General features: G+C 66.7%; 19 protein-coding genes. 5 read left to right on the top strand and 14 right to left on the bottom strand.

Annotated elements, in window-relative coordinates:
* Positions 1-57: 57 nt before the first annotated feature.
* Positions 58-2,097, bottom strand: a complete 2,040-nt coding sequence (fusA, locus tag QMX83_RS09715; RefSeq protein WP_282296421.1) for an elongation factor G — start codon at positions 2,095-2,097, stop codon at positions 58-60.
* Positions 2,098-2,469: 372 nt separating this feature from the next.
* Positions 2,470-4,965 (bottom strand): autotransporter outer membrane beta-barrel domain-containing protein, encoded by a 2,496-nt coding sequence (locus QMX83_RS09720; RefSeq protein WP_282296422.1) that lies wholly within the window; start codon positions 4,963-4,965, stop codon positions 2,470-2,472.
* Between the two features lie 362 nt (positions 4,966-5,327).
* On the opposite strand from QMX83_RS09720, the gene QMX83_RS09725 reads away from it, so the two are divergent.
* Positions 5,328-7,454 (top strand): TonB-dependent siderophore receptor, encoded by a 2,127-nt coding sequence (locus QMX83_RS09725; protein ID WP_282296423.1) that lies wholly within the window; start codon positions 5,328-5,330, stop codon positions 7,452-7,454.
* 716 nt (positions 7,455-8,170) lie between these two features.
* Here the strand turns inward: QMX83_RS09725 and QMX83_RS09730 are convergent.
* The 7 genes from QMX83_RS09730 to QMX83_RS09760 form a co-directional block, all read right to left on the bottom strand.
* Positions 8,171-8,941: a heme ABC transporter ATP-binding protein gene (locus QMX83_RS09730; protein ID WP_282296424.1), complete on the bottom strand. Its 771-nt coding sequence runs from the start codon at positions 8,939-8,941 to the stop codon at positions 8,171-8,173.
* Complete coding sequence (locus QMX83_RS09735; RefSeq protein WP_282296425.1) at positions 8,938-9,978, bottom strand: iron ABC transporter permease; 1,041 nt, start codon at positions 9,976-9,978, stop codon at positions 8,938-8,940. The genes QMX83_RS09730 and QMX83_RS09735 overlap by 4 nt, the downstream gene beginning before the upstream one ends.
* Complete coding sequence (locus tag QMX83_RS09740; RefSeq protein WP_282296426.1) at positions 9,978-11,024, bottom strand: ABC transporter substrate-binding protein; 1,047 nt, start codon at positions 11,022-11,024, stop codon at positions 9,978-9,980. The genes QMX83_RS09735 and QMX83_RS09740 overlap by 1 nt, the downstream gene beginning before the upstream one ends.
* 52 nt (positions 11,025-11,076) lie before the next feature.
* Positions 11,077-12,453 carry a glutaminyl-peptide cyclotransferase gene (locus QMX83_RS09745; protein WP_282296427.1) on the bottom strand — a complete coding sequence of 459 codons (1,377 nt, stop codon included), beginning with the start codon at positions 12,451-12,453 and terminating at the stop codon, positions 11,077-11,079.
* A gap of 120 nt (positions 12,454-12,573) precedes the next feature.
* The gene (locus QMX83_RS09750) at positions 12,574-13,509 is read right to left on the bottom strand and encodes an alpha/beta hydrolase-fold protein (protein WP_282296428.1); all 936 of its coding nucleotides are present in this window, start codon (positions 13,507-13,509) and stop codon (positions 12,574-12,576) included.
* 193 nt (positions 13,510-13,702) lie between these two features.
* Positions 13,703-15,145 carry an amidohydrolase family protein gene (locus tag QMX83_RS09755; protein WP_282296429.1) on the bottom strand — a complete coding sequence of 481 codons (1,443 nt, stop codon included), beginning with the start codon at positions 15,143-15,145 and terminating at the stop codon, positions 13,703-13,705.
* 99 nt (positions 15,146-15,244) lie between these two features.
* On the bottom strand, positions 15,245-15,850 hold the full coding sequence (locus QMX83_RS09760; protein WP_282296430.1) for a glutathione S-transferase family protein: 606 nt from the start codon (positions 15,848-15,850) through the stop codon (positions 15,245-15,247).
* Between the two features lie 114 nt (positions 15,851-15,964).
* Here QMX83_RS09760 and QMX83_RS09765 point away from each other — a divergent pair, with 114 nt between their 5' ends.
* The 4 genes from QMX83_RS09765 to QMX83_RS09780 all read left to right on the top strand — a co-directional run bounded on the left by QMX83_RS09765 (position 15,965) and on the right by QMX83_RS09780 (position 21,042).
* Positions 15,965-16,963, top strand: a complete 999-nt coding sequence (locus QMX83_RS09765) for a WYL domain-containing protein (protein WP_282296431.1) — start codon at positions 15,965-15,967, stop codon at positions 16,961-16,963.
* On the top strand, positions 16,960-17,841 hold the full coding sequence (locus QMX83_RS09770) for a LysR substrate-binding domain-containing protein (RefSeq protein WP_282296432.1): 882 nt from the start codon (positions 16,960-16,962) through the stop codon (positions 17,839-17,841). The genes QMX83_RS09765 and QMX83_RS09770 overlap by 4 nt, the downstream gene beginning before the upstream one ends.
* Before the next feature lie 205 nt (positions 17,842-18,046).
* The gene (locus QMX83_RS09775) at positions 18,047-18,673 is read left to right on the top strand and encodes a response regulator transcription factor (RefSeq protein ID WP_282296433.1); all 627 of its coding nucleotides are present in this window, start codon (positions 18,047-18,049) and stop codon (positions 18,671-18,673) included.
* Positions 18,670-21,042: an ATP-binding protein gene (locus QMX83_RS09780; protein ID WP_282296434.1), complete on the top strand. Its 2,373-nt coding sequence runs from the start codon at positions 18,670-18,672 to the stop codon at positions 21,040-21,042. The genes QMX83_RS09775 and QMX83_RS09780 overlap by 4 nt, the downstream gene beginning before the upstream one ends.
* Here the strand turns inward: QMX83_RS09780 and QMX83_RS09785 are convergent.
* From QMX83_RS09785 to QMX83_RS09805, 5 genes are all read right to left on the bottom strand, one after another.
* Positions 20,966-21,238 (bottom strand): hypothetical protein, encoded by a 273-nt coding sequence (locus QMX83_RS09785; protein WP_125359051.1) that lies wholly within the window; start codon positions 21,236-21,238, stop codon positions 20,966-20,968. The two genes, QMX83_RS09780 and QMX83_RS09785, sit on opposite strands and share 77 nt — an antisense overlap.
* Before the next feature lie 41 nt (positions 21,239-21,279).
* On the bottom strand, positions 21,280-21,681 hold the full coding sequence (gene crcB, locus QMX83_RS09790) for a fluoride efflux transporter CrcB (RefSeq protein ID WP_282296435.1): 402 nt from the start codon (positions 21,679-21,681) through the stop codon (positions 21,280-21,282).
* The gene (locus tag QMX83_RS09795) at positions 21,678-22,958 is read right to left on the bottom strand and encodes a replication-associated recombination protein A (RefSeq protein WP_282296438.1); all 1,281 of its coding nucleotides are present in this window, start codon (positions 22,956-22,958) and stop codon (positions 21,678-21,680) included. The genes crcB and QMX83_RS09795 overlap by 4 nt, the downstream gene beginning before the upstream one ends.
* A gap of 81 nt (positions 22,959-23,039) precedes the next feature.
* Positions 23,040-23,678 carry an outer membrane lipoprotein chaperone LolA gene (lolA, locus tag QMX83_RS09800; RefSeq protein ID WP_282296436.1) on the bottom strand — a complete coding sequence of 213 codons (639 nt, stop codon included), beginning with the start codon at positions 23,676-23,678 and terminating at the stop codon, positions 23,040-23,042.
* A gap of 82 nt (positions 23,679-23,760) precedes the next feature.
* A complete protein-coding gene (locus tag QMX83_RS09805) occupies positions 23,761-25,713 on the bottom strand; it encodes a DUF3857 domain-containing protein (protein WP_282296437.1) in 1,953 nt (650 codons plus the stop codon).
* Positions 25,714-25,831: the final 118 nt, after the last annotated feature.

Genomic DNA, 25,831 nt, shown 5'->3' on the forward strand with positions numbered 1-25,831 from the left:
CGCTTGGTGCACCACAAAAAAAAACCGTGCGCGGACACCCCCCCCCCCCCCCCCGCTTCATGCGGCCTGCACTTCCTCATAACCGGTAAAGCGCATGTCACTGGACGCACGCCCCTGGGTCAGCGAGCGCAGCGCCGTGGTGTAACCGGACAACTGCGCCAGCGGTGCCAGCCCGACCACCTCGGCACGACCACCCAGATCGTCGATCGACGACACCCGTCCATGGCGCCGGTTGAGGTCACCGACCACATCGCCCACATGCACCGAGGGCACATGGATGGCGATCTCCATCACCGGTTCCAGCAGCCGCGTACCGACCTGCGCCAGCGCCGCCTTGACCGCTTCGGCACCTGCGCGATGGAAGGCCATGTCGGAGGAATCCTTGGCATGGGTCTGGCCATCGATGAGCGTGATGGCAATGCCGACCACCGGATGACCTTGCGGCCCTTCCGACAGCGCTGCACGCGCACCCTTCTCCACCGCCGCCACGAACCCGCGCGGAATCACCCCGCCCACCGTGCGGTCGTCGAAGCTCACCTCACCATCCTCGCGAGGAGCCACATTCAACACCACCCGGGCAAACTGACCCGAACCGCCGGTCTGCTTGACCACCTTGCCTTCCACCGCCTGCGCGGCCTGGCGCGGCGTCTCCTGGTAAGCCACGCGCGGCGCGCCGGTGCGCACGTTGACATTCCACTCCGTGCGCAGACGTTCCACCATGACCTCCAGGTGAAGCTCGCCCATGCCCCACACCAGGGTTTCACCGGTGTCCGCATCGGTGTCGATACGGAACGACGGATCCTCCTGGGCCAGGCTGGCCAGGCCCTGGCTGATGCGGATCAGGTCGGCGGCCTTTTCCGCCGTCAACCGCCACGCCAGTACCGCCTGCTGTGCCTGGATCGCATCCAGCCGCAACGGGTGCGAGGGCGCGCTGAGCGTTTCGCCGCTCACCGCATCCTTCCAGCCCAGCACGGCCACGATATCGCCCGCAACCGCCTGCTGGATGTCGTGGGTCTGGTCGGCCTGCACCCGCACCAGCCGGCTGACCCGCCGACCCTGTGCGTGCTGCGAACTGGCCAGCGCATCGCCTACCCGCAGCGTGCCCGAATACACTCGCACGAAGCTCAGCGCACCGTGATGCTGATGCGTGATCTTGAACAGCAGCGCCGCGAGCCGACCATTCGGGTCCGGCGGCAGCACCACATCACCGTGCGCGTCTTCGGCCACCACTGCGGGACGGTCCTCCGGGGCAGGCAGATAGTCGACGATGGCGTCGAGCAGGGTTTCAACGCCCTTGCTCTTGAACGCCGCCCCCGCCAGCACCGGCACGCCGGCACCCGCAAGCGTGGCCCGACGCAGCGCGGCGCGCAGCGTGGCGCTGTCCACCTCGGCACCGCCGAGCCAGATATCCGCCAGCGCCTCGTCGTGGTCGGCTACCGACTCCACCAGGCGGGCCCGCTCAGGTTCCCACTGCAGATGTTCGTCGGGGCTCCAGGGCGCACGCGTCGGCGTGCCGGCCTCGTCCCAGCGCACAACGCTGCGGTCGACCAGATCGACCCAGCCGCTGAACGTCGCTTCGGCACCGAGGGGTACGCCCAGCGCCCACGGCCGCGCCTGCAGCTTGTCCTGCAACTGCGCAAGCACGCGCTCGAATGACGCACCGATGCGGTCCATCTTGTTGACGAAGGCGATCAGCGGCACACCGTGACGACGTGCCTGCAACCACACGGTTTCCGATTGCGGCTGCACGCCGTCGACGGCGGAAAACACCGCGACCGCACCGTCCAGCACGCGCAGCGAGCGCTCGACCTCGATGGCGAAGTCGATATGGCCGGGGGTGTCGATGAGGGTCAGGTGATGCAGGGGCTCATCACGAGGAGCCCAGTGCGCCTGCACCGCAGCTGCGCCGATGGTGATGCCGCGCGCGCGCTCGATCGCCGAGAAGTCGGTGGTCGCCGCGCCGTCATGGACCTCACCGACGCGATGGATCTCGCCGGTTTTCCACAGCAGGCGTTCGGTGAGCGTGGTTTTCCCCGCGTCGATGTGGGCAATGATGCCGAGGTTGCGACGGAGGTTACGGGTGTTCTGAGTGTTCATGGAATGCGATCTCGTTGCCAACATTGGGAGAGCCGCACGCTGCCATTGGCTAGCTGGCGTGCGGCCAGGTTTGGGGCTCGGCGATCAGGTGCATGGCACGTTCTCCTTGGTCATCAGTGAAACGGTGGAGCGGAAACGAAAAGAGCGCCCGATGGGCGCTCTGTCTGGGATCTGTGAGGTGACCGGTATCGGTCAATCACCTGAGCCGCAAGGCAGACGCGCCCGTTCCGCGCGAACGCGGTTCTGGGTAAAAAACGTCAGGAGCGGCATCGAAGTCATAACCGGGGCATCAGGGATATGGGGCGCATTCTAGACCTGCTGTGCGCCCTTGCAAGGGGTTTTTCGTCGCATGCGTGGAACACAGCGCTCCCACTACCAGTGGCGCTGCAGGCTGGCCTGCACCGCCGTGTAGCGCTGCCGGCCGTCGCCGCGGCCCAAGCCCAGCTCCGCCTGTGTGCGCCATCGGCTCGCCCACCCGGCCTGCACACCCAGGGTGAGCTCACTAAGGTGCCGGCCGGCGTCATCGGTCACACGCTCTCCATTCATGTGCAACTTCCCTGCCCCTTGGTCCAGCCATCGGCCCACGTCCAGATAGGGCGTGAGCGTGGCCTTGTCCATCGCGATCTGCGCCTGCAGCCGCAGTCCAAATGCCGCGCTCCAGCGTCCGGTGCGTTCTGCAGCGATCACGGTGCCATTGCCTTCAACCACGCCCGCCGTGCGCACCTGCGTGTAGGCCGATTGCAGACGCGGCAGCAGCGACAGCGCCATCACATCGTCCTCCCGCACCACGAAGCGGTAGCCCAGCTCGACGGCAGCGCTGGAGGTGGACGACGTGTAGCGCGCCTTCTGCAGCGCATCGCCCTGCACGCTGTTGTCCAGCCAGCCGCGTTGCACCGATGCGGTCACGTGTCCGCCCTGCAACGTGTCCTCAGACGAACGCCAGCCGGCGTACACCCCGAGGGCATGACCGTCGACCTTCCCGGTGGCCGTGTAACCGGTCACCCGCGAACGCGAACGTGTGGTCGCCTCACCGCTGGCCAGCATCACACCGGCGTGACCGCCACCGCCCCATGTCACCACGTCGCTTCCCACGCGCAGCACACGCTCTTCCGCATCCAGCGCCATCTGCCCACGCAACAGGTCGCGGCGACTCTGCGTCTGCGCGACCTGCACCCACGCCGCTTCGCTACCTCCGTCGCGGTCCGGCGCGCGGTGCCGGAACAGCCGATCTGCGGCAGCCTGGTTGCCCAAGTAAGCTCCGATCTCCGGCCGCAGCACAGGCATCGGTTGCGGGTCAGGCCCCGGGACCGGGTCGACGCCCGGATCTGGATCCGGGCCCAGCTCGGGATCGGGCTCCGGCTCGGGCTCCGGCGGTCGGATCGCGCACATCGGCAGCGCCGGATCAAGTGCACATTGATCCGGAAGCTCAACCGCGCAGCCCGGTGGCGTGGGGGTGGCGTCGCATGGCAACTCAGAGCGCAGATACCAGTTGCCTTCACCGCCGGCCACACCGCCTTTGTGCAGGAAGTATTCGTACGCGCCGCCCACTGCCCGTCCCACCAGTGCGAAATGTCCATTGGAGGCACCCTCCACCTGTATCAGCTGGATGCCGTCGACCGTCCGCTCGCCGTTACCGCCCACATTGTTCACCCGCACCGCGAAATTCCCTTCGGTGTTTCCGCGGACAAGCAGGCGATCACTGGCGGCTTCGTCGCCTGCCAGCACGCTGTTGAACAGCAGCGTGCCGCCGTTGCCCACCAGCCTCTCTTTCACATTCAGCGTGTTGAAATCCTCGCCGCTACCGAGAGTTACCTGGCCTCCGGCCTCAACGATGAGCTCTCCAACGTGGCTGTCGCCCATCAACTGCCACGTACTGCTTTTCTGGATATCGGCGCGAGCGACGTTGTTGAGCGTGCCGTGGATACGTCCGCCTTGCGCCAGCGCGACAGTCGCCACGCCACCTGCGTCGACCAGGATTTCGCCCTCAAGCACACTGCCATGCACCGACAGATGCGCCACAGCCGCATGGTCACCCTCGCGCTGTGTCACGTGGAGCAGTCGCCCCCCCGTGTTGACGAGGCTTGTCCCGTTCCGCACCTCGATATAGGCCTCGGCTGAACCGGGTCCACTTCCGGACGCCACTTCGATCGCGGCACCCGTCGCGCCGTGCTTGCCCTCGATCCGGGTATTGTCCAGCAGCAGCCGGCTGGCATCTCCGTTCTGCCGGGGGTAGTTCGCTGAGGTGTCGATACGGATGCCCGTGCCACCCGTGACCCCGCCACCGTGTACCTCAACGGAGCTGTTGGCCATGGTGATGCCGACGCTGTCCCACAGCTGAGCCAAGGCAAAACTGTCTTCGAGTAGCAATGTGCTGCCGTTCTCCAGTTTCACGGCCACATCCCCCAAGGTGGTCAAGTGGCTCCCGGTGACGTGTGCGTGGCCACCGCTGTTCATTGCGTTCGCACTGCCCGCCAGCACGGCGGGACCGGACGCGGAGCTGATACGCGAACCGCTGATCGTGGCGGTTGCACCTTCGAGAGTGATTCTTGGCCACGTGGTCCCCTCCGCCGTCGTCGCCTGCAGGCCCTGCAGATCAATACGTGCGTTCTCTCCGGCAACGATCACTCTGAAATTGGCACCGGGGGCCACCACGAGGACGCCTCCATTGTCGATCAACCAGGAATTGACCGGGTCATCGGCTTCGACCCGGTGTTCTGTACCGTCAATGTGCACGTAGTCGTCCATGGCGACGTCGTGCGCAGCGGCGTCGACTGAGGTGGCCATGCACGCCGCTGAAAGCGCGACGGCCAGCGGCGACGGTTGGAAGGTCCGTAAATCACGGAAACAGGTAATGCGATGAAGTGTCATGCAGGAGTTCTTCTGGAGGTAAGCCGCAGGAGCAAGGGGTCGCCCGCGCGGCGCAGCACAGTGCCCATTTCTGTGCCGCGTTCCCATGCAAATAGCTTCAAACCCCGAGACGTCGTGCGCATCCGCGCAGAAGCACGGCTACATATGCGAATAGGTCGCAATTGCATCCGATGCCGCATTCGCTTAACATGGCGCTCGCCACGTCGCTTTTTGACGTGATCGGCGCTGGCGGCAGCGCGCACCTCGCGTTCGGCCAGCGCCCCCTTCCCGCACGCCGAGTTCACGCCATGTCCCCCTCCCCCTCTCTCGTCCGTGGGCACTCGACCCGCCCATTGGCCGTTGCCTGTGCTGCCGTCCTCGCGATGAGCGCAGCCCCCGCGTGGGCGCAGTCGGCCACCGACCTGGACAGCGTCACGGTCAATGCCTACCGCACCACCAACAGCACCAGCGGTGCCACCAAGACCAGCACCGCCATTGCCGAGACCGCGCAATCCGTCTCCGTGATCGAGCGCGCAGAACTGGACGCACGTGGCGTGCAGTCGCTCAATGACGCCATGCGCTATGTGGCCGGCGTCAGCCTGGAAAGCAGTGGTATCGACAACCGCGTGGACGACTTCCGCATCCGCGGTTTTGACGCCGGCAGCTGGGCCAACAATGTCACCCTGGACGGCATGCGTGCACCGCAGGGCAGCCAGTGGAACCGCAGCATGTTCGACAGCTGGAACCTGGCCCGCGTGGAGGTGCTGAAGGGACCGTCAGCAGTGATGTACGGGCAGATGGCACCCGGCGGCATGGTCAACCAGGTCAGCAAAACCCCCACTCCGGACCAGCAGCAACTGCTGCGACTGGGTGTGGATGCCAACGGCCAGTACAGCGCCGCCTTCGATGTAGGCACCGGCACGGACGACAACACGCATCTGGGACGCCTGGTCGGCCTGTACCGTGACGGCGACACCCAGATCAAGCACACCGCCCAGGAACACTGGTTCCTGGCTCCGAGCTACACCTGGCAGATCGCCGAGCGCACCCGCCTGACCCTGCTGGGCATGTACCAGAAGGATGACGGCGGCTCGACCTATCAGTTCCTGCCGATGGCCAGCACGCTGCAGCCCACGCAGTACGGTTACATGAAGAACACCACCTTCATCGGCGAACCGGGCTGGAACACGTTTGACCGCACCTTGTGGACTGCAGGCTGGATGTTCGAGCACGCGTTCAATGATCACCTTACCCTGATCCAGAACGCACGACGCACCCATGTGGACTCGCTGTACCGGGGTGTGGTCACCTTTGGCGCGCTCAATGCCGACGGCCGCACCCAGAACCGTCGTGGCGTACAGGGCACTGGCGATTCGGATGGCGACACCTTCGACACCCGCCTGCAGGCCCGTTTCAGCACCGGCAGCGTGGACCACACCATGCTGCTGGGCTGGGACTGGCAGCGAGCGGACTGGGAAGGCGTGCGCAGCGCGATGAGCAATCCACGCGCGATCGATGTGTTCAACCCGGTGTACTACAACTACCAGCCGACAGTCAGCACGGAGACCCCGACCGCCGGCGTGAACCGCCAGAGCGGCGTGTATCTGCAGGACCAGCTGGCGGCGGGCAACTGGCGCTTTACCCTGGGCGGTCGGTATGACTGGACCAAGGACGACACCCTGAGTGCAACGCGCAACATCGCCACCGGCATCTCGCAGCCCGGTCCGCACAATGTGATCAAGAACGAGGCCTTCACCGGTCGTGCGGGCGTGCTGTACGTTTTCGAGAACGGACTGACGCCGTATGTGAGCTACGCCGAGTCCTTCCAGCCATCGACCAAGTCGCCGCTGGACAGCTTCACCCGCACGGCGTTTGATCCGGTGACCGGCGAACAGTGGGAAGCCGGTCTGAAATATCAGCCGGCAAATGTTGATGGTCTGTTGACGCTGGCGGCGTACGACCTGCGCCAGCAGAACATGATCGTGGATGACCCGAACCCGGCCCATCGGAACTGCGGCAGCACCGGCACCACCACCTGTTCGATCCAGGGCGACGAAGGCCGTGTCCGCGGCATCGAACTGGAAGGTCGCATCACCCCGTTCGAGGGCTTCAGCCTGATCGGCGCGGCCTCGCGGATGGATTCGGAAATGATCCGTTCCAGCGCCTACGCCGGCAAGCAGCTGGCGATGGTGCCGGACTACACTGCCTCGTTCTGGGCCGACTACACCTTCCAGGCCGGTGCCCTGCGCGGCCTGAGCCTGGCCGCAGGCGCACGCTACAACGGTGAAAGCTACGGCGACAGCGCCAACCTGTACCGCATCCCGTCCTACACCCTGTTCGACGCCGCCATCCGCTACGACCTCGGCCAGCTCGGCAGCACCCACGTGCAGCTCGCACTCAATGCCAGCAACCTCTCAGACAAGCGCTACGTCTCCACCTGCACCGGCATGTCGTCCTGCTACTACGGCAGCGGCCGCACGGTGATGGCGACGGCGACGTTCGGTTGGTAATTGCATGCATTACGTAGAGCCGGGCTCTGCCCGGCTGCTGTTGGATTCTGTGCGAACAGCCGGTGGTCATTGATCGTCTGGCTTGGCGGATCGGGATGGGCGTTCCGGGGGACGCCGCAAGTACGTCCTTGTAGGCTCGATCGCCGCATCCATGCGGCTCACGCCCCCTCCAGCCCACCCCGACCCGCCACGATACTGGGTCGGTGGCCATCGGGAATTGCCAGATCAACGGCGTTGTCGATCTGCGGTCATGCGTTACCGAATGTTGGAGGCTTCACTGCAGTCGACCAACGGTCGACTCTACCAAGGGCCGCGGATGGCGTTCTGGGTCCGTGGATGGCGCTTTATCCGCCATCGCAGCATTTTTCGGATTGCATGGGACTGGTAGCGTCGGTCGACAGACGACGGCCGTGAAATTCCCAACGTCCGTTAACGCATGACCCCGGAACGAAGACGCCTTTGATTTGGCGTTTGCCAATGGCCACCGACACACTGTCGATGGCAGATGGGGATGGGCTGGAGGGGGCGTGAGCCGCATGGATGCGGCGACCGAGGCTCCATGGATGGATTCACGCCGTCCCCCGGAACGCCCGTCCCCATCTGCCAAGCTAGGGATGCCGTAAACCGAGGGCTGTTCGCCAAAAACCAACAGCAGCCGGGCAGAGCCCGGCGCAACGGAAATCACGCAATCCGAGCAGTTCGCGCAACGCCCGCAATCAAGCGTCCGCCACCACCACCAGCGGCACATTACGCTGTGGATGGCGCAACACCAGCACCGGCTGGTGGTAGACCCGCTCGATGTGCTCGCGCGTGAGCACTTCGTCCGGCGTGCCGTCTGCGGCAACCCTGCCCTGCTCCAGCAGCACGATGCGATCAGCGTAACCCGCGGCCAGATTCAGATCGTGCACGACCACGATCACGCACGCACCCGCGTTGGCCAGCTCGCGCACCGCGCGCAGGGTGCGCTCCTGGTGCCGCAGGTCCAGGGCCGCCGTCGGCTCGTCCAGCAGCAGCAGCGGCGTGTCCTGGGTCAGCACCCGCGCGAACGTTGCCCGGGCCGCCTCGCCGCCCGAGAGCGTGCGCACCTCGCGCGTCCGCAGGCCGTGCATTTCCGCCTTGTCCAAGGCCGATTCGATCAGCGCCGCATCACATGCGGGATCGGGCGCGTGTGGCAACCGCCCCATCGCCACCACCTCGTCTACCGTGAACGCAAAACGTACCGCATGATCCTGCGGCATCACCGCGCGCTCGCGCGCCAGCGCCTTCGCCTTCCAGTGCCCGATGGGCTGGTCGTGCAGCACCACCTGGCCCGCATCGGCGGCCACATCCCCTGCCGCCACCGCCAGCAAGGTCGACTTGCCCGCGCCGTTCGGCCCCACCAGCGCGGTCAACGTGCCTGGCGCGAAACCCAGCGAGATGTCGTGCAGGATCGCGCGCTCGCCGTAACGAACACCCACGCCCTGCAGATGCAGAAACGGCGTACTCATACCGCACCACTCCTGCGCTGGTGCAGCACCAGCCACAGGAAGAACGGCGCACCCAACGCCGCCGAGAACAGGCCCAGCGGAATCTCCGCCGGCGGATCCAGCGTGCGCGCGGCCGTGTCCGCCACCACGATCAGCAGCGCCCCCGTCACTGCGGATACCGGCAGCAGCCAGCGATGACCGGGACCCACCAGCATGCGCACCACGTGCGGCACCACCAGACCGACGAAGCCGATCGATCCGGCAAACGCCACCGCGGCTCCCACCAGGAGCGCACTGAACGCGATCAGCTTCAGGCGCGTGCGCTGCACATCCAGGCCCAGGTGTTGGGCCTGGCGCTCCCCCAGCGCCAGCATGTCCAGCGGCGTCGCCAGGCGCAGCAGCGCCAGCGTGCCCAGCACGAACACCGGCGTTGCCGCCGCTACGTCGGACCAGTCTGCCTGCGCCAGCGACCCCATCTGCCAGAACACCAGCGACTGCAGTTCGCTCTCGCTGGCGATGTAGGTCAGAAACCCGATCGCCGCCGAGCAGAACGCCGCCATTGCAATGCCCACCAGCAGCAGCGTTGCCGTGCCACTGTTGCGGCCCGGTCGTGCCAGCACGTACGTCAGGCTGATCGCCGCGGCCCCACCCGCGAACGCCGCCAATGGCAGGATCCAGCCCCCCACGCTCCCCGCGCCCAGCACGATCGCCGCCACCGCCCCCAACGCGGCCCCCTGGGTCACCCCGACGATCCCCGGGTCGGCCAGCGGATTGCCGAACAGGCCCTGCAGGCTGGCACCGGCCATCGCCAACGACGCCCCCACCAGCGCGCCGAGCAGGGCGCGCGGTATGCGCAGGTTCCACACCACCGCCAGGTCACGCGTGCTGACCTGGGCCGCGTCGACCCAGCCCAGCTTCACCCCGATCGCCTGCACCACCTCCAGCGGCGGCAGCCGCAGCGGCCCGACCGCGAACGACGCCAGGATCGCCCCCAGCAGCGCCAGCGCCATGGTCAGCAGCACCCAGCCACCGGCCGAACGTCGGGTACCGCGCGACATCACGGCGACGGCATCGCCGCCAAGGCCTTGGCCAGCGCCAGCGCGCCACTGCCCGAGCCGACACTGGTGGCCTTCAACTGCACATCCGGCATCACCCACACGCGGTTCGCCGCCCCCGCCGGGGTCTGCTTCAGAGTCGGATACGCCTTCCAAAGTCCGGCTTCGCCGCCAAACAGCTGCAGGTCGTTCTCGGTCACCAGAATCACCTCCGGTGCCGCCGCCACCACGCCTTCATTGCTCAGCGCCGAGTAGTTCTGCACGCCGGCCTCGGTGCCGATGTTGACCCCGCCGGCCAGTTCGATCAGCTTGCCCGAAGCACTGTCGCCCCCGGCCACCGTCGGTGCACCCCCTGCCCCCGTTGCGGAAAGGTGGATCACCCGCGGGTGGCGTGGGCTGGCCTTGGCCACCGCCGCCGCTTCATCCAGTTGTGCCTGGACCTGGCTGGCCAGCGCCTGCCCGGCCTCCGCAGCGCCCAGTGCCGCTGCCACCTTGCGTACCTTGTCCGGAGCCGGTTGCAGGTCGTCGATCACCACAGCGGCCTCACCCGCGCCGCGCAGCTTCTTCGCCAACTCGGTGTGCCGGCGCAGACTGTTGCCCAGGAACAGCGAGCCTTCCAGGCTCAGCACGCCCTCCACGCCGGTGGTGCGGTTGAACAGGAACTGCTTCGGCGCGTTGCGCCCGGCTTCGGTCGCCGAACGCAACGGTGCTGCGTACACCTGGCTGCCCATGCCCAGCGCCTCGATCACCGCGATGACATCGTCACCACCGGCGACGATCTTGCTCGTGTCACTGACCGTGACGGACGCGCCGTCATCCGAACTGACCGTCACCGGCAACACCGGGGTCAGGCCCTGGACGCTGGGCACATCGGTACCCGCCACGCGCTGCCAGGTGGACGGCACGGCGTCGGCGGCCGCGGTGGCCGGCGGCGTATCCGATGCAGTCTGCGCGGCATCGGCTGTCGTCGGCTTGTCACCGCAGGCGCTCAGCGACGCTGCCAGTGCCAACACCAGCAGTGATTGACGCGGGTGGATCGAAATACGCATCACAATTCTCCAGAAATGCGTACGGGGCACTCACCCCGTACGCGGGTTCAACTCAACGGCGCTTGCTGATGCGGGTGACGCGGTCGCCCTTGGGGTCTTCAGCCCCGCGCGACTTGTTCACCGCGAACACATTGCCCTTGCCGTCTTCACTGACATGGTTGGGGAAGGTGCCGCCATCCAGATTGCCGACCACCTGACCATTGCCGTCGACCACGGTCACGGTGCCGGCACCTCGATTGGTCACATAGGCCAGCCCGGACACCGGCTCAAAGGCCACGTTCAACGCGCCCGCACCCACCGCGACATCGTGCAGCACCTTGCCGCTGGCGATGTCCACGATCAGCAGGTTGTCGCTGCCCTGCGAGGCCACATACAGGCGGTTGTTCTTTCCATCCACGGCCACACCGGACGCGCTGACCGCGTTGCCGAGGTCGATCACCTTGTCGACCTGGCCGCTGGCGACATCGATGACCGCCGCTTCCGGGGTGCCCATGCTGACGGTGTAGAGCTTGCCGGCGGCGGCATCCAGGGTCAGGCTCATCGGAACGAACTTGCCGTCGTCCACGCCCGAGGCCAGGGTGATCGATTCCAGCGGCTTGAGCGTCTTCGCGTCGAATACCGACAGGTGATCTTCACCCGTGGCCGACGCGAACACCTTGCCGCGCTGCGCATCGATCACCACGTCGCGTGCGTGCGGAACCGTGCCCACCGGGAACTGGTGCACCAGGCCCAGGTCGGACTGGCGATACACGGCCACCGTGTCCTGGCGGGTGTTGCTGACCCACACGTTGCCGTTGGCGTCGTCCACGCCCACGCCGTACACGGCGTAGACGCTGCCGCCCTTGGCATCCGGCACCAGCGCGGGGGTGATCGCCTTGACCACCTTCAGCGACTTCGGGTCGACCTTCAGCAACTGCGACTGGGTAACCGGCGGACGGCCCACCGCAGAGGTCACGTACACGGCGTTGGCAGACGGGCTGTACGCGCTCTGGTACAGGCCCTGCACCAGCTTGCCCGAGGCCAGGTTGAAGGACTTCTCGCCGCTCAGCGGTAGCTTCGGCGAGACCCGCAGCGTGGCGACCGTCGCCGCTGCCGGCTGGCTGGCACGCACCACCACCGGATGCTGGCCCGGAACGGCGTCTGCCGGCACGGTGACGGTGGCCTTGAAGTTGCCCTGTGCGTCGACCAGCACCGGCGTGGCGTTGAGCACGGTGTCGCCACGCAGCAGCGTGATCTGCTGGCCAGGAACGAACTGGCGGCCGGTGATCTGCGCTTCGCTGCCGGGCACCACGTTTTCATTGCGTGCACTGACCTGACCGCGGAAACCATTGGCCGGTGCGTCGAACACCGGTTCGGCCAGCGCGCTGCTGCTGGCCACGGCCAGCGCCACGGCCAGCGCGGTGCGGGTGAGAACGGTGAATCGGGACATGTCAGACTCCTTCTGTTGGGGACGCGCCTTGCAGCGCGGTATCACATGGGTTGCCTTGGCATGGCCGCGTCATCGCGGCGGTGGCACCGGGCCACGCACTACCTGGGTAAGGGAAAGGGATCAGTCGGCCGCAGCATCATCCGATGCCGGCGCGGCACTGCGGTCGGCAATGCCGTACAGCACGCCCAGCGTGGCCTTCAGCGAGGCAGGCAGCATCGGGCCGTGGCCCAGCCCGGGAAACTCGCGATAGTCCACCTGCAGACCCGGCACATCGGCCAGCCGCTGGCTCAACTGCCAGGCCGCGTCTGGCGTGGCCCCCCCGATGCGGCGCAGGTGCGCGACCACACGGGGATTGTTCATGTCGCGCACGCCGCGGTTGCCGCTGCGCTCGTCGCCGCCCAGCATGACCGTCAACTGCGCCGGCTGGCCACGACGGTTGTCGATGAACTGCTTTTCCAGATCACGTTGCGGCGCGCCCTGGCTCCACCACAACGAAGGACTGGCGGCGATGTAGTGCTGGAACGCGGCCGGGCGCGTGTACAGCGTGCTGAGCACGAACAGGCCGCCCAGCGAGTGCCCCCACAGGGATTGCTGCTGCGGATCGATCCGCGCGCGCTTTTCCACCTCGGGCTTGATCTGCCGTTCAATCGTGTCCAGAAACACGAAGGCACCACCGCCACTGGAGACGGTCTTGCCGCTTTCGTCGTCGGCCACGTCGATCCACGCGGTGTAGTCCTGGGAACGGGCGGCGGAATCCACCCGCAGGTCATTGTCGTAACCGACGAACACCAGCACCGGCGCGGCGCTGGCGGCCAGTTCCGCGAGCATGGACTGATCCAGCACCATAGCGGCCGCATTGCCGTCCAGCATGTACAGCACCGGCGACGGTGCCTTGTGCGTGTTGACCGGCACCCCCACGTTGACCCGCCAGCGTCGCGAGTGGTCGGGGCTGTCGATCACGAAACGCTCGAAGCGATACGACTGCGCCGGCTGGTCCAGCACCGTCTCGCCGATCTTCTGCAGCGGGTTGCGCTGCTGCGCATGCGCTGTGCTCATGCCCACCGCACACATCGCGAAAAGGACGAAGCCGGCGCGCCGGACGACGGACAGCGGGGCTGGAAAGGAGCTGGGCACGTGGGGACATCCGTTGCGAAAAGGCCGCGAACGGCGCAGGCCCGCCATGCAATGCCCGTCCGATCACGATCCCGGCAGTGTATCCCAAATGCGAATGGGTATCACTATCCAAAGGTCATGGTGCAGCGTTCCGCCAGGCCGCCACCTTGTCGCGCGTCTGCGCGAGCAGCGCATCCAGCGCCTTGCGGTCGTAGACATGTCCGCGCATCACCACCGTCGCGATCTGACGGGTCGCACTGATGTCTTCCAGGGGATTGGCGTCCAGCAGCACCAGGTCGGCCGACTTGCCCTCACTCACGCTGCCAAAACGGTCCAGCACGCCAAACCAGGCCGGACCGGCACGGGTGGCGGCCGACAGCGCCTGCGCCGGGGTCAGCCCTTCTTTCACGAACAGGCTCAGTTCGTCATGCAGGCCAATGCCGGGGTAGTTGAACGAGTTGAGGAAGCCCGCGTCGGTGCCGGCCATGACGGTCACCCCCGCCTGCTGCAGCAAAGGCAGCACCGCCGCCACCTGGTGATACTGCTGGTGCCGAGCCTGGATCTGCTCGGGCGTCGCTTTCGCGGCGCGTTCAACACGCCAGGCGTAGGTCGCCTGCAGCTTCGGACCGATGTACTGCAGGTAGGGATCGTCGGCGTGGTCGTCCTGGTCGAGGAAGTCCAGGATCCGTCCGCCGTTGAGCGTTGGGGTCACATACACGCCTTTGGCCGCGAATCCGCGGTAGGCCGCCAGCGCGGTATCGCGGTCGAAGCCCGCATCCAGGCGCTCATTGGCCTGCGCGCGGTTGATCCGCCCTGCCGCAAAGTCGGCGGCAATCGCCGCTTCGTCTTTGACGCCTGCCTTGTAGGCGTAGTCCAGGTGCTCGATGGAACTGATGCCCGCATCCACGGCCTGTTGCACGGTCAACGCCATCGGGATATGCCCCGAAGCACGCAATCCGTTGCTGCGCGCACCGCGCACCGCGTCCAGGAACAGCGCCGGGGTCAAGGTGCTGTCGGTGATCTTCACGAAATCCACCCGGTCCTTGCGCAGCCGGGTGAAGGCGGCCGCCAGATCGTCCTGGTTGCCCACCTCGATCGTGCCCTTCCAGACCGGCTTGATCCCCTCGATCTTCGCGCCCGAGGTATATAACCGGGGACCTTCCAGCGTGCCTTCGGCAATCTCGTGGCGCCACGCCAGCACCTGCCCGGGCAGGTCGCCGGAGCAGTCACGAATCGTGGTGATGCCGTGGGCGATGTACAGCGGCAACAGGGCCTTGTTCTCCTCCACCAGCTCGGGACCGCCACCAAAGTGCACGTGCATGTCCCACAGACCCGGAATCAGGTAGCGCCCGTTGCCGTCGATGCGACGTCCGGCCTTCCATCCCTTGGCGATGGCGGCATCGTCCCCCACCGCCACGATCGCATCGCCGCGAACCACCACGGCCTGGTGGGCACGCGTGGTCTGTTTTTCAACATCAACCACCGTGGCATTGCGGATGATCAGGTCGGCCTGTTCGGCAGCGGAGACGGCCGGCGACACCGCCAGCAGAAGGGAAAACAGGACGACGGAAGCGTTCATGGCAGGTAACAGGTGAAGGACCCCTGCACCTTACGGCGCAGGGGAATGTATTCACCAGTTAAATTTTGAAATGTCCGCCATTCATTTATCGAATGCGTATTACGCCTCGCCCTGCATCGCCGGTCGCGCCATCACCTGGCCCAGCCACCGCGCCACCGCCGGGTGTCCGCTGACCTGTGCGCCCACGTAGACCCCATAGCCGACGACCTGGGCGACCAGCAGGTCGACCAGCGAGTAGGCCTCGCCCACCATCCAGTCCTGCGCGCTGAGACGCTGCTCCAGAATGTCGAGCAGTTCCTGCAGCAGGGCGCGGGCGGCATCGGCATGCGCCGCGCTGAACAGCTCGCCCTCGGTGCTGGCCAGGCGCAGACGGTTGATCGCCGGGCCATACGTCACGTACGCCCATGCGCTCCAGGACATGGCCTGCAGGCGCTCGGGCGTGCCTTCGGCCGGCCACAACCCCTGCGCAACACCGAAGCGGGCACCGAGCCACAGATGAATGGCCAGGGCTTCGAAGATCGGCGTGCCGTCCACCACCAGGCACGGCACCTTGCCGTTGGGATTGATCGCCAGATACTCCGGCGTGCGCTGCTCGCCGTTGCGGATGTCGATGCGCACGCGATCGTGCGGTACCGCCAGTTCGGCCAGGGCGCAGGCAATCGGCGTGGCGCTGGACATCGGATGCCAATAGAAGACCACAGACATATGCATTCCTTTGGGTGGAGAAAGAGGGGTGCGGCCGCCGGGGCTTGCACCGTGAGCACAGGCTAGCGACCATTGCGGACAGTTACTGTCCTCGATAGCCGCGATCCTGCGCCCATGCTGAGCACCTCCTCCCGCCTGCTCCGACTGCTTTCACTGTTGCAATCGCGACGGCACTGGTCCGGCGCGGCGCTTGCTGCGGAGATGGGCGTGCACGCCCGCACGCTGCGCAGGGACATCGACCGCCTGCGTGAGCTGGGCTACCCGATCCAGGCCAGCAGCGGCGTGGCCGGCGGCTATGCGTTTCGTGCAGGCCGCGCGCTGCCGCCGCTGATGCTGGATGACGAGGAAGCACTGGCCGCAGCACTCGCCCTGCGCACCGCGGTGACCGGCACGATCAGCGGCATCGAACAGACCGCCATCACTGCGCTGGTCAAACTCGAGCAGGTCATGCCGCCACGACTGCGGCGGCGCCTGGATGCGCTGCGCACCGCGATCGTGCCGACGCATCCGGGTGGACCGGTCGTGGATGCCGGCCTGCTCGGTGTGCTGGCCGGGGCATGTCGCGACCAGTTGCAGCTGCGTTTCGACTATGCCGACCGCAATGGCGTACCCAGCCACCGCCAGGTCGAGCCGCAGGGCGTGGTCCACGCCGAGCGTCGCTGGTACCTGGTCGCGTGGGATACGGCGCGCGAGGACTGGCGCACCTTCCGCATCGACCGCATCACCGGCGCGCCGCAACAAGGGGTGCACTTCCGCCCCCGCCCAGCACCCGGCGACGGTGATCTGGGCAGCTACGTCAAACAGATCCTGGCGCTGCCCAGTCACGCGGTGGAGGCGCGGGTGGTGCTGCACGCGCCGCTGGCCGCCATGCGCCAGCGCGTGCCGGCCACGCTTGGCGTCCTTGAGGGGCGCGACGCGGACACGTGCGTGCTGCGCTGTGCCGAGTACACGCCGGGCCTGCTGGAAATATGGCTGATCATGCTGGAGGTGGAGTTCGAGGTACTCGACCCACCCGAGCTGCGACAGCATCTGCAGCAGACCAGTGCGCGTCTGCTGCGCGGCGCGGCGTATGCTGGACCGCCCGCCCGGCCGGTGACCCGGAGGAAGCCATGACCGACCGCAGTCCCTCGCGCCGCACCCTGTTCGACATGGAGTTGCTGCGCACGATGGTGATGGTCGCCGACTGCGGCAGTTTTACTACCGCCGCAGCGCGCCTGCATTCCACCCAGAGCACGGTCAGCCAGCAGATCCGGCGGCTTGAAGACATGGCCGGACGCCCGCTGCTGATCCGTGCCAATCGCGACGTCCATCCCACCGATGCTGGGCACGCTCTGCTCGGGATCGCGCGCCAGATGTTGGCGCTCAATGACCAGATGCGCGAGGCGCTGGCCGGTGCGACGGTGGCGGTCACGGTTCGCCTGGGCGTGCCGGAGGATTTTGTCAGCCGTCGCACCAGCACCCTGCTCGGCCGTTTCACCCGCCGGCATCCGCACGTGAAACTCGAGGTCACCAGCGGTCTGAGCCGCGATCTCGCCCAGGCCTTCGACCACGGTCAGCTCGACCTGGTGCTGGTCAAGCAGCGCCGTGGCAGCCGACCCGCAGTGGCGTGCTGGCCGGAACCGATGCGATGGATCGACAGTGCACGCACGCCACGCCTGCAGGAGGATCCGGTCCCGCTGGTGACGTTTCCTCCGCGCGGTCTGTATCGCGATGAGCTAATTGCGGCAATGGAGACGCTTGATCGGCGGTGGCGGATCAGCTTCACCAGCTCCAGTCTGAGTGGGATCCAGGGGGCGGTTGCAGATGGCATGGGGATCAGCCTGTTGCCGGCACGCGCCGTGACACGCGAACACCGCGTACTCGGTGCACGCCAAGGGCTGCCGCCGATGGATGGTTTCGAGATTGCCCTGCTGCATCGGCCCACTGCCGAACCGATCATCCTCGACCTCGCTGCCCAGTTCATGCGTTTGCTGGATCGCGAGAAACGCTGAGCGCGCAAATGGCGTCACGGACAGAGGCGACGTGCTGATCTTCCGACTACGATGCCGGTCGACGCGAGGCTGACGGAGTTCCCGTTGGGCTTATAGGAATCATCCTAATCTTGTGTCAGAAGATCGTCGCGGGGCGTTGAAGCAGTAAGAATGGCGCAAATCCCACGATTGCGTGTCTCCCTTGTCCAAACGCCATCCAGGTTCCATGCACGGAAGCCATGCTCCGTCCGTACTCAAGATCGCACTGCTGGATGACCACGACGTGGTCCGTCACGGCAGCTGCGTGCATCTCTCGAATCACAACCGGCTGGAGGTTGTCGGCAACCATGCGCGCAGCAGCGCCCTGATCAACACGTTGACGCGCTGCCATGTGGACGTGGCCGTCATCGACTATGCGTTGGCCGAAGGCGACCTGCAGGGCATGGAACTGCTGCGCATGTTGCGCAGGCGGTTTCCACGCGTCCGGCTGTTGATGTTCTCGGCGAATGTGCATCACGTGATGATCTCCAACACCATCGCCGCCGGTGCGGCGGGTGTGGTCTCCAAGAGCCAGTCCCTGGATGAGCTGGCGCGCGCGGTCAGTCGCGTCGCCGCCGGGCACATCCACCTGCCCGAAGGCTACCGTGACGAACACGCCGAGCTTCGGCTTACGCCCAGCGAGCGAGAAGTCCTGCAGCTGTGCCTGAGCGGCATGACGGTCACCGAGATCGCACGTATCCGCAATCGCAGCATCAAGACCATCAGCACCCAGAAGCACGCAGCATTCCGCAAACTGGGGCTGCGGACCGACCGCGACCTGTTCACCCTCCGTCACCAGTTGGCGGTGTTGTGAGCGCTCGTCCAGGAACATGCGCCGCCGCGCTGTCATTGACGCTGATCGGGCTGCTCGCCTCGCAGGCTGCCGTTGCCGACGCCCCCCGGCTGATCCGGGTCGCGGCAGATCCCTCGCAATACCGCCTGCTGACCCCGGAAACCCGTGCTGCGCGGGACGCCAATCTGGTCAGCGGCTATGCCGAGCTGGTCAGTGAGCAGACCGGGATGACCTTCCGCGAGCAACGCGTGGAATCCAGTCGCGCTGCACTGCGGGCCCTGTGCGACGGTCAAGCCGATCTGATCCTGCTGCTCGGCACGCTCGACGGTGCACCCTGCAACACTCTGGTGGCGTCACCGGCCTACTACCGTGGCCAGGCGCTGCTGGCGACCCGCCACACCCTGCCCAATCCCCCTGAGCTGGATCACCTGCGCCGCGTCGCGGTGATCGAGGGCAGCCGGTATGCGGAATGGCTCGCCACTTACCATCCGCACCTGCAGGTCGTGGCGCTGCCGACCCTGCGCGAGGCCCTGGCGGCGGTGGAAACCGGCGTGGCCGACGTCGCGCTCGAACTCGATGTCGCCATGCGACCGATCGTGCGCCGCGACCATGCCGACAGCCTGTTGTTGCACGGCGCGCCGGCCAACCTTCCCGTCAGCCTGCACCTGGTGGTTCGCCAGCAGGACCGCGCGGTGCTGGAGCAGATCCACCAGGCGATGCGCTCGATCAGCCCGCAGGAGCATGCCCTGCTCATGCAGCGCTGGACCCGGGCGACCTATTTCAGCGGCCCCTCGCTGGCCGTCCTGTCGCAGCACTTCCGCTGGGAGATGGCGACCATGGGGCTGACCGTTTTGCTGCTGCTCGCCACCGGCCTGTGGCTGCGCCACACCCAGCGCGCCGCGCGCCGCAATGAACGCCAGCAGGCCCACTTCATCGCCATGATGAGCCACGAAGTCCGTAACGCCGCGCAGGCCCTGGTCACGTCGGTGGACCTGTTGCATCGTTCCGGACTGGACCAGGGCCAGCAGCAACTGGTGAATGCTGCCCGGGTGGCCGGGACCGGTCTGCGCCAGCTGCTGGGGCATGCACTGGACTACTCGCGCCTGGCCGCGGGTGAGTACCAGCCGCGCCCCACCTGGCAGGACATGCGGCAATTGGCGCTGGAGAGCACCGCCAGCCTGCGCCCTTCCGCCGAGGACAAAGGCCTGACCCTGGTCCTGCACCAGCTGACCGACCCGCTGCCACGGATGTGGCTGGATGGGGACGCGCTTCGCCAGGTCCTGAACAACCTGCTCGGCAACGCGCTGAAGTTCACCGACCATGGCCGCATCGAAATCCTGCTGGAACTCCAGCTGGAGCCCGAGAGCGCGACCCTGTTGCTCGCGGTGCACGACACCGGCATCGGCATCGCCGAAGATCAGCATGAAACCGTGTTCCAGCCCTTTGCGCAGGCGCATGACCCGGATATCCGCCGGGTGGGCGGTTCCGGACTGGGGCTGTCCATCTGCACGGACCTGGTGAAGGCGCTGGGCGGCGAGCTGCGCCTGTACAGCGCGCCCGATAAGGGCAGCACCTTCGAGATCCGCCTGCCGGTGGCCGTCGAAGGTACCGACGCGGGGCCAGCGGACCAGCCGCTGGCCGGTCGCTCGCTGCTGTTGATTGAAGACCACGCCCTCAATCGGACCGTGGTCGGCCGACAACTGGCGGCGCTGGGGGCCTCGGTCAGCACCTGCGCGGACGGTGCCAGCGCGTTGCGCAGCCAGGCCAACGAGCCCTGTGGGCTGGTCGTGCTGGACTGCGTCATGGGGGATATCAGCGGCTATGACCTGGCCCGGCTGCTGCGCCGGCAGGAACAGCAGCTGCAGCGCCAGCCCGCTGTCCTGATCGCGCTTTCGGCCAATGATGGACCCGCGCACGTACAGCGCTGCCGCGATTGCGGCATGGACGGCGTGCTATGCAAACCCCTCGATACCCAGGAGCTGCTGGCGGTGATCGGCGTGCGCCGGACCGACCCGGCCGGGGCCGGAATGCCATCGGCACCGAACGACGACCCCATGTGGCTGCATTACCTGCGTGCCGTGGCAGAGGAACACGAGATCATCAAGGACGCACTGCGCGCGCACGACGACAAACGCCTTCGCCATCATGCCCATCGCCTCGCCGGCGTCCTGCGCATGGTGGGCCAGCCCTCATTGGCCGGGATTGCCTCGGACCTGCACGAACTGGATCTGGACGAACCCGCCGACTGGCTGGAAGTGGAGCGCCTGCTGGGCTACCTGCGCCCTGCGCTGGCCCTGCTGACGCGCGGCTGCCCTACTTCAGCTGGAGCGGGTAGCGCTGCCACAGTACATGCACCAGAAACCCCGTCAGTTCGGGATCCTTGGCCGTGATCGAGGCCCGGATCTTGTCCAGCAGCACCATGTCGCTGCAGGTGCGCACGTCGGCATGACCGGCCTGCCCTGCCCTGCGCGCGCGGTAGCGGGCGGCGCGCTGGGCGTCTGTCATGGCGTATCCGAACGTGGGCGGCCGACCGCGCTTGCGCGGCAGCATCAGCTCCAGGGTGCCGGGGTCATCTTCATCACGCATGACGGATCGGGAGGAAAAACGGGGGCGCGAAAGATACCACGTCAGGCGCTGGATTCGGCCAACCGCGCGCCGGCCCAGACCAGCGCGAAGCCCGCTACCAGGCTGACGCCCAGGTACACCGGCATCGTCCAGCCATGTCCGTTACGGACCAGCAGCACCGCTTCGAGCATCATCGACGAGAAGGTGGTCAGCCCACCGATGATGCCGACGATGATGAAGGCGCGCCAGTAAGGTGCGGCCGCGCCCCGGGTCTGCAGCCAGACCATGACATAGCCGACCGCGAAGGCGCCGATCAGATTCACGGTCAGGGTTCCCCAAGGGAATCCGGTGCCGAACTGGCGCAGCAGCGCATCGCCGATGATGAAGCGCAGCGACGCGCCCAGTGCCCCGCCCAGCATGACCAGGCCGAGCTGCTGCCACCATGTGCCCGGCAGCAGGCTCATGCGTTGCCCTTGTCCGCGCGGGCCTGCGCCCGCTCCGCGCGCAGGCGGTCGAGTTTTTCCTTCAGCTTGATCTCGAGTCCGCGCGGCACGGGTTGGTAATACACGCGTTCGCCCATGGCGTCAGGGAATCCGGTCTGGTCCAGCGCGATGCCGCCCTCGGCATCATGGTCGTACTGATAGGTCTTCCCATAGCCCAGCTCCTTCATCAGCCGGGTCGGCGCGTTGCGCAGATGCAGGGGTACTTCCTGGGTGCCGGTCTCGCGCACCTCGGCCTTGGCCAGGTTGAACGCGGCATAGCCGGCATTGGATTTGGCGGTGCTGGCCAGGTACAGCACCAGCTGTGCAAACGCCAGTTCCCCCTCCGGGCTGCCGAGGCGTTCGTAGATGTCCCACGCCTCCAGCGCCATGCTCTGCGCACGCGGGTCGGCCAGGCCGATGTCCTCGATCGCCATCCGGGTCAGCCGCCGCGCCAGATACGACGGGTCGCAACCGCCATCCAGCATGCGGGTCAGCCAATACAGCGCGGCATCGGGGTTGGAACTGCGCACGGACTTGTGCAGGGCCGAGATCTGGTCGTAGAACTGCTCGCCGCCCTTGTCGAAGCGACGGGTCCGGTCGGCCAGCACCTGCTGCAGCATCTCCGGCGTGATCACACCGTTGTCGCCACCGGCCAGCTCCGCCGCGATCTCCAGCAGGGTCAACGCCCGACGCACATCGCCGTCGGCAGCGGTGGCAATCTCCAGCAGCGCTTCGGCGCTGACCTGTACCGGCTCCGCACCCAGTCCGCGCTCGGGGTCCTGCAGCGCCCGTTCCAGCGCCTCGACCACATCGGCCGGCGAAACTGCCTCCAGCACGTGTACGCGGCACCGCGACAGCAGCGCCGAGTTCAGTTCGAAGGAAGGATTTTCCGTGGTGGCACCCACGAACACGATGGTGCCGCGCTCGATATGCGGCAGGAACGCATCCTGCTGGGCCTTGTTGAAACGGTGTACCTCGTCGACGAACAACACCGTGCGGCGGCCTTCGGCAAACCGCTGCGCGGCTTCGGCGAGCACCTGTCGGACCTCGGGCAGGCCCGACAGCACCGCCGAGATCGCACGGAACTCGGCGTCGGCGTAATGGGCGAGCAGCAGCGACAACGTGGTTTTGCCGCAGCCTGGCGGTCCCCACAGGATCATCGAATGCACGTGCCCGGATTCAACCGCGCGCCGCAGCGCGCTTCCGGGGGCCAGCAGACGCTTCTGCCCGACCATTTCGTCCAGGGACTGCGGGCGCATCCGCTCGGCCAGCGGACGCAGATGGTCCCGATCCACGCTCAGCAGATCAGGACCATTGAATGTCGTTCGGTTTCTGGCCACTCAATCGCCGATGACGTCGGTGCCCTTGGGCGGGGTGAAGTTGAAGGTGCCGGCCGCGAAGCCGGGGTTGCGCTTCCAGCCCGTGAACTTGATCACCGTACGCTGCCCCACCGCGTCGAGCACTTCCATCCGTGCCAGCCCCTGGCCATCAAAGCCGAGCGCGGCGTACTGGAAGGCGGTTTCGGTTTCACGCTTGGGACTCAGCGACAGCCACTGCAGGCCATCACGCGGCGCGGCTTCCTCACTGACGTCGTACTGCTTGTCCAGCAGCGCCGGATTGATCAGCGCCGTCAGCGGGCTGTTCTGCTCCTCCGCACCCTGCGGGCGCTTGGTCGCCTGCTCCAGGTCCGGCTCGTACACCCACACGGTCTTGCCGTCGGCCACGATCAGCTGCACGTGCGGCTTCTGGTACTCCCAGCGGAACAGGCGCGGAGCGGACAGCGCCACGCGTCCACTGGTGCTTTCCTTGACACGGCCGTTCTTGTCGAACACCTGCTGGCTGAACTGCCCGTCCAGCCCCTTCAGCCCTTGGGTGAAGCGGTTGAGCTCGTCGCGTCCGCCAGCCCAGGCGCTGGCCGACAGCGCGCTGGCGAAGACCAGGGTGGCGGCGACAATGTGGCGGCGGAAGGAGGTCTGCATGCGGGTATCCGGTAACGAAGTTGGGATGGAAACAGTGTGCCCGGGCTAAGCTGAATGGGCGATGCGAGGCGCGGCTGACGAATTATAGGTCCGCCTGCACGCTGCGCAGGTCACCGTACAGCACCTGCCCGCGAAAACCGCGTCGAACCTGCTGGTACAGCGCACGGAATGCGGGGTAGTCCTCGGGCTGGCACAGCGACTGCGCCCCCCGTACGGCACGCTGGTGCAACCGGTGCTCGGCCACGAGGTCCTGACCCTCGCGGCTCCAGCGCAGCTGGTACTCACCGGCGGCGTTACGGAAATCAATGTCGCGCGGCATCGCCACAATCGGCACGTTGGCCGGGAACTGCAGCCGGTAGCGCTCTTCGCGCAGGTTGTCGTTGCAGTAGAACGGCGTCGCATTGCGCTCGGCCGAGGTGCTGCCATACAGGTCACGGAAGGACTCGCCGCCCGGTGCGTCAGGCAGCGGCATGCCGCCCACCACGCTGAAATCCACGTAGTCGCGCGCATGGAAGTCATAACGATAGTTGAACGGACGGACGAGGTCCTGCGGGTCACCCAGCAGGGTCAGCGCCCCGCTGCCGTCAAACCCCGAGGATGCCATGATCGACTCCTCCACCCGCTCGCGATTCTGTGCGTTCAGCCGCGCGAACGCGGCGCGCATCGCGATCTCGTTCACCTCGCGTGGCTCCTGCAGCGTCTGCCCCTGCAGGTTGCCATCCGCATCGAAGCGGAAGCTGACCTCGAAGCCACTGCCATTGCGGGTCCCGTCATTGGCCGGCGTGCGCGCCAGGGTGGCGGTCGCGGTGTGCAGCACCGGCACGCCCAGGTCGCCCTCGGGCAACTGGCCGAAACGGGCATAGGCACTGGTTGAATCCAGGTACAGATCAAACTCCGGCACGTAGGTGATGGCGTGATTGAAGCGCCCCAGCATGGGAATGGCCGGCAGCGTCGGGCCGCCGCCTGCACCAATGAGCACCGGCGTGCTGGCGATGCCGCGCGCGGCCAGCAGCGCCTCCAGGATCACCACATGATCCTTGCAGTCGCCATAGTGACTGTCGAGGATGCTCTGCGCCGGGTTCGGCTCCAATCCACCGTTGCCCAGGTACACCGCCACGTAGCGGATGTTCTGTGTCACCCAGCGATACAGGGCGTCGGCCTGCGCACGGCGGTCGCTGATACCGCGGGTGATCTCGTCGGCGAGCGACTGGATACCCGGCGTGACCTGCGCGGCGACACCGGCCTTGGCCTGGTACGCGCGGGCCAACTGGGCCCAGTCGCCATAGGTGCTGGCCATGATGGTCGGACTGAATTCCCAGGCCGCCGCCGTCCAGTTCTGCACCGGCATCGGCGTAGCACGCTGGTAGCGCCATTCCCACTGGGCCAGATCGCCACGCCGCTTCGGCCGGATGCTGCCCTGCACGCCGCGCTGCTCCACGAACATCGGCAGGCTGGCGGGCGCAGTCAGGGTCACCCGTGCATCGTCGTACTGGTTGAACACGCTGAAGGTTTCCCACAGCCCGAAGTAGCCCGGGAAGTAAGGCTGGGTCTGGGTGCGCCGGGTCTGGTAGACCAGCCGGGTACCCGGGGCCAGGTTCGGAAACACCACCACCCGCACCTTGCGGTCGGCATACATCGCCGCAGCCGCACTGGAATAGCTTTCCTGCGTGTAGATGCGGTCGGCCGGTACGTCGCGGCGCTGCCCATCGGCGGTGATCGTGTACGCCGACAGCACCTCCAGCGTCTCCATTTTCTCGCTGTAGCTCAGCCTCACCTGGCTGAACTGCTCGACCGCCGCTTTGGTCTTGAGCAGGATTTCGTACGCTTCCGTCTGCACGTTGCCGGCATCGGGCCGGACCACGTAGTCGGCACGGTAGCGCACGAAGCTGTAGTTGTTGCTGGCCTGTGCATCGCCTGCGGGCGCGCTGCTGGCCTGGGTGGGGGCGTCTGGCGAGGGGGCCGGCACGGCCTCCTGGGCATTCGCGCCAACGGGCAGGAACAAGGCAGCCAGCATCGTCCATTGCTTCAGCGTCATCGGGATTCCTTGGAGGACCGAGGGCCGGCCAACGGCCGGCGCTACCGGAGAGGTCGGTTGCGATCGAGCGCAACCCGCTGCTTACTTGGGGGGCGGCGGGGCGAGCCCGCTGCGGTCG

Origin of the sequence: Stenotrophomonas sp. PS02289 (assembly GCF_029960115.1) — a bacterium.
GTDB lineage: Bacteria > Pseudomonadota > Gammaproteobacteria > Xanthomonadales > Xanthomonadaceae > Stenotrophomonas.

Coding starts and splice junctions, on each gene's coding strand:
- QMX83_RS09785 (WP_125359051.1), bottom strand. CDS start 21,238: ATGCGTGATGAAGATGACCCCGGCACCCTGGAGCTGATGCTGCCGCGC.
- crcB (WP_282296435.1), bottom strand. CDS start 21,681: ATGAGCCTGCTGCCGGGCACATGGTGGCAGCAGCTCGGCCTGGTCATG.
- QMX83_RS09740 (WP_282296426.1), bottom strand. CDS start 11,024: ATGCGTATTTCGATCCACCCGCGTCAATCACTGCTGGTGTTGGCACTG.
- QMX83_RS09745 (WP_282296427.1), bottom strand. CDS start 12,453: ATGTCCCGATTCACCGTTCTCACCCGCACCGCGCTGGCCGTGGCGCTG.
- QMX83_RS09775 (WP_282296433.1), top strand. CDS start 18,047: ATGCACGGAAGCCATGCTCCGTCCGTACTCAAGATCGCACTGCTGGAT.
- QMX83_RS09730 (WP_282296424.1), bottom strand. CDS start 8,941: ATGAGTACGCCGTTTCTGCATCTGCAGGGCGTGGGTGTTCGTTACGGC.
- QMX83_RS09805 (WP_282296437.1), bottom strand. CDS start 25,713: ATGACGCTGAAGCAATGGACGATGCTGGCTGCCTTGTTCCTGCCCGTT.
- QMX83_RS09755 (WP_282296429.1), bottom strand. CDS start 15,145: ATGAACGCTTCCGTCGTCCTGTTTTCCCTTCTGCTGGCGGTGTCGCCG.
- QMX83_RS09770 (WP_282296432.1), top strand. CDS start 16,960: ATGACCGACCGCAGTCCCTCGCGCCGCACCCTGTTCGACATGGAGTTG.
- QMX83_RS09720 (WP_282296422.1), bottom strand. CDS start 4,965: ATGACACTTCATCGCATTACCTGTTTCCGTGATTTACGGACCTTCCAA.
- QMX83_RS09760 (WP_282296430.1), bottom strand. CDS start 15,850: ATGTCTGTGGTCTTCTATTGGCATCCGATGTCCAGCGCCACGCCGATT.
- QMX83_RS09765 (WP_282296431.1), top strand. CDS start 15,965: ATGCTGAGCACCTCCTCCCGCCTGCTCCGACTGCTTTCACTGTTGCAA.
- QMX83_RS09725 (WP_282296423.1), top strand. CDS start 5,328: ATGAGCGCAGCCCCCGCGTGGGCGCAGTCGGCCACCGACCTGGACAGC.
- lolA (WP_282296436.1), bottom strand. CDS start 23,678: ATGCAGACCTCCTTCCGCCGCCACATTGTCGCCGCCACCCTGGTCTTC.
- QMX83_RS09795 (WP_282296438.1), bottom strand. CDS start 22,958: ATGCGCCCGCAGTCCCTGGACGAAATGGTCGGGCAGAAGCGTCTGCTG.
- fusA (WP_282296421.1), bottom strand. CDS start 2,097: ATGAACACTCAGAACACCCGTAACCTCCGTCGCAACCTCGGCATCATT.
- QMX83_RS09750 (WP_282296428.1), bottom strand. CDS start 13,509: ATGAGCACAGCGCATGCGCAGCAGCGCAACCCGCTGCAGAAGATCGGC.
- QMX83_RS09735 (WP_282296425.1), bottom strand. CDS start 9,978: ATGTCGCGCGGTACCCGACGTTCGGCCGGTGGCTGGGTGCTGCTGACC.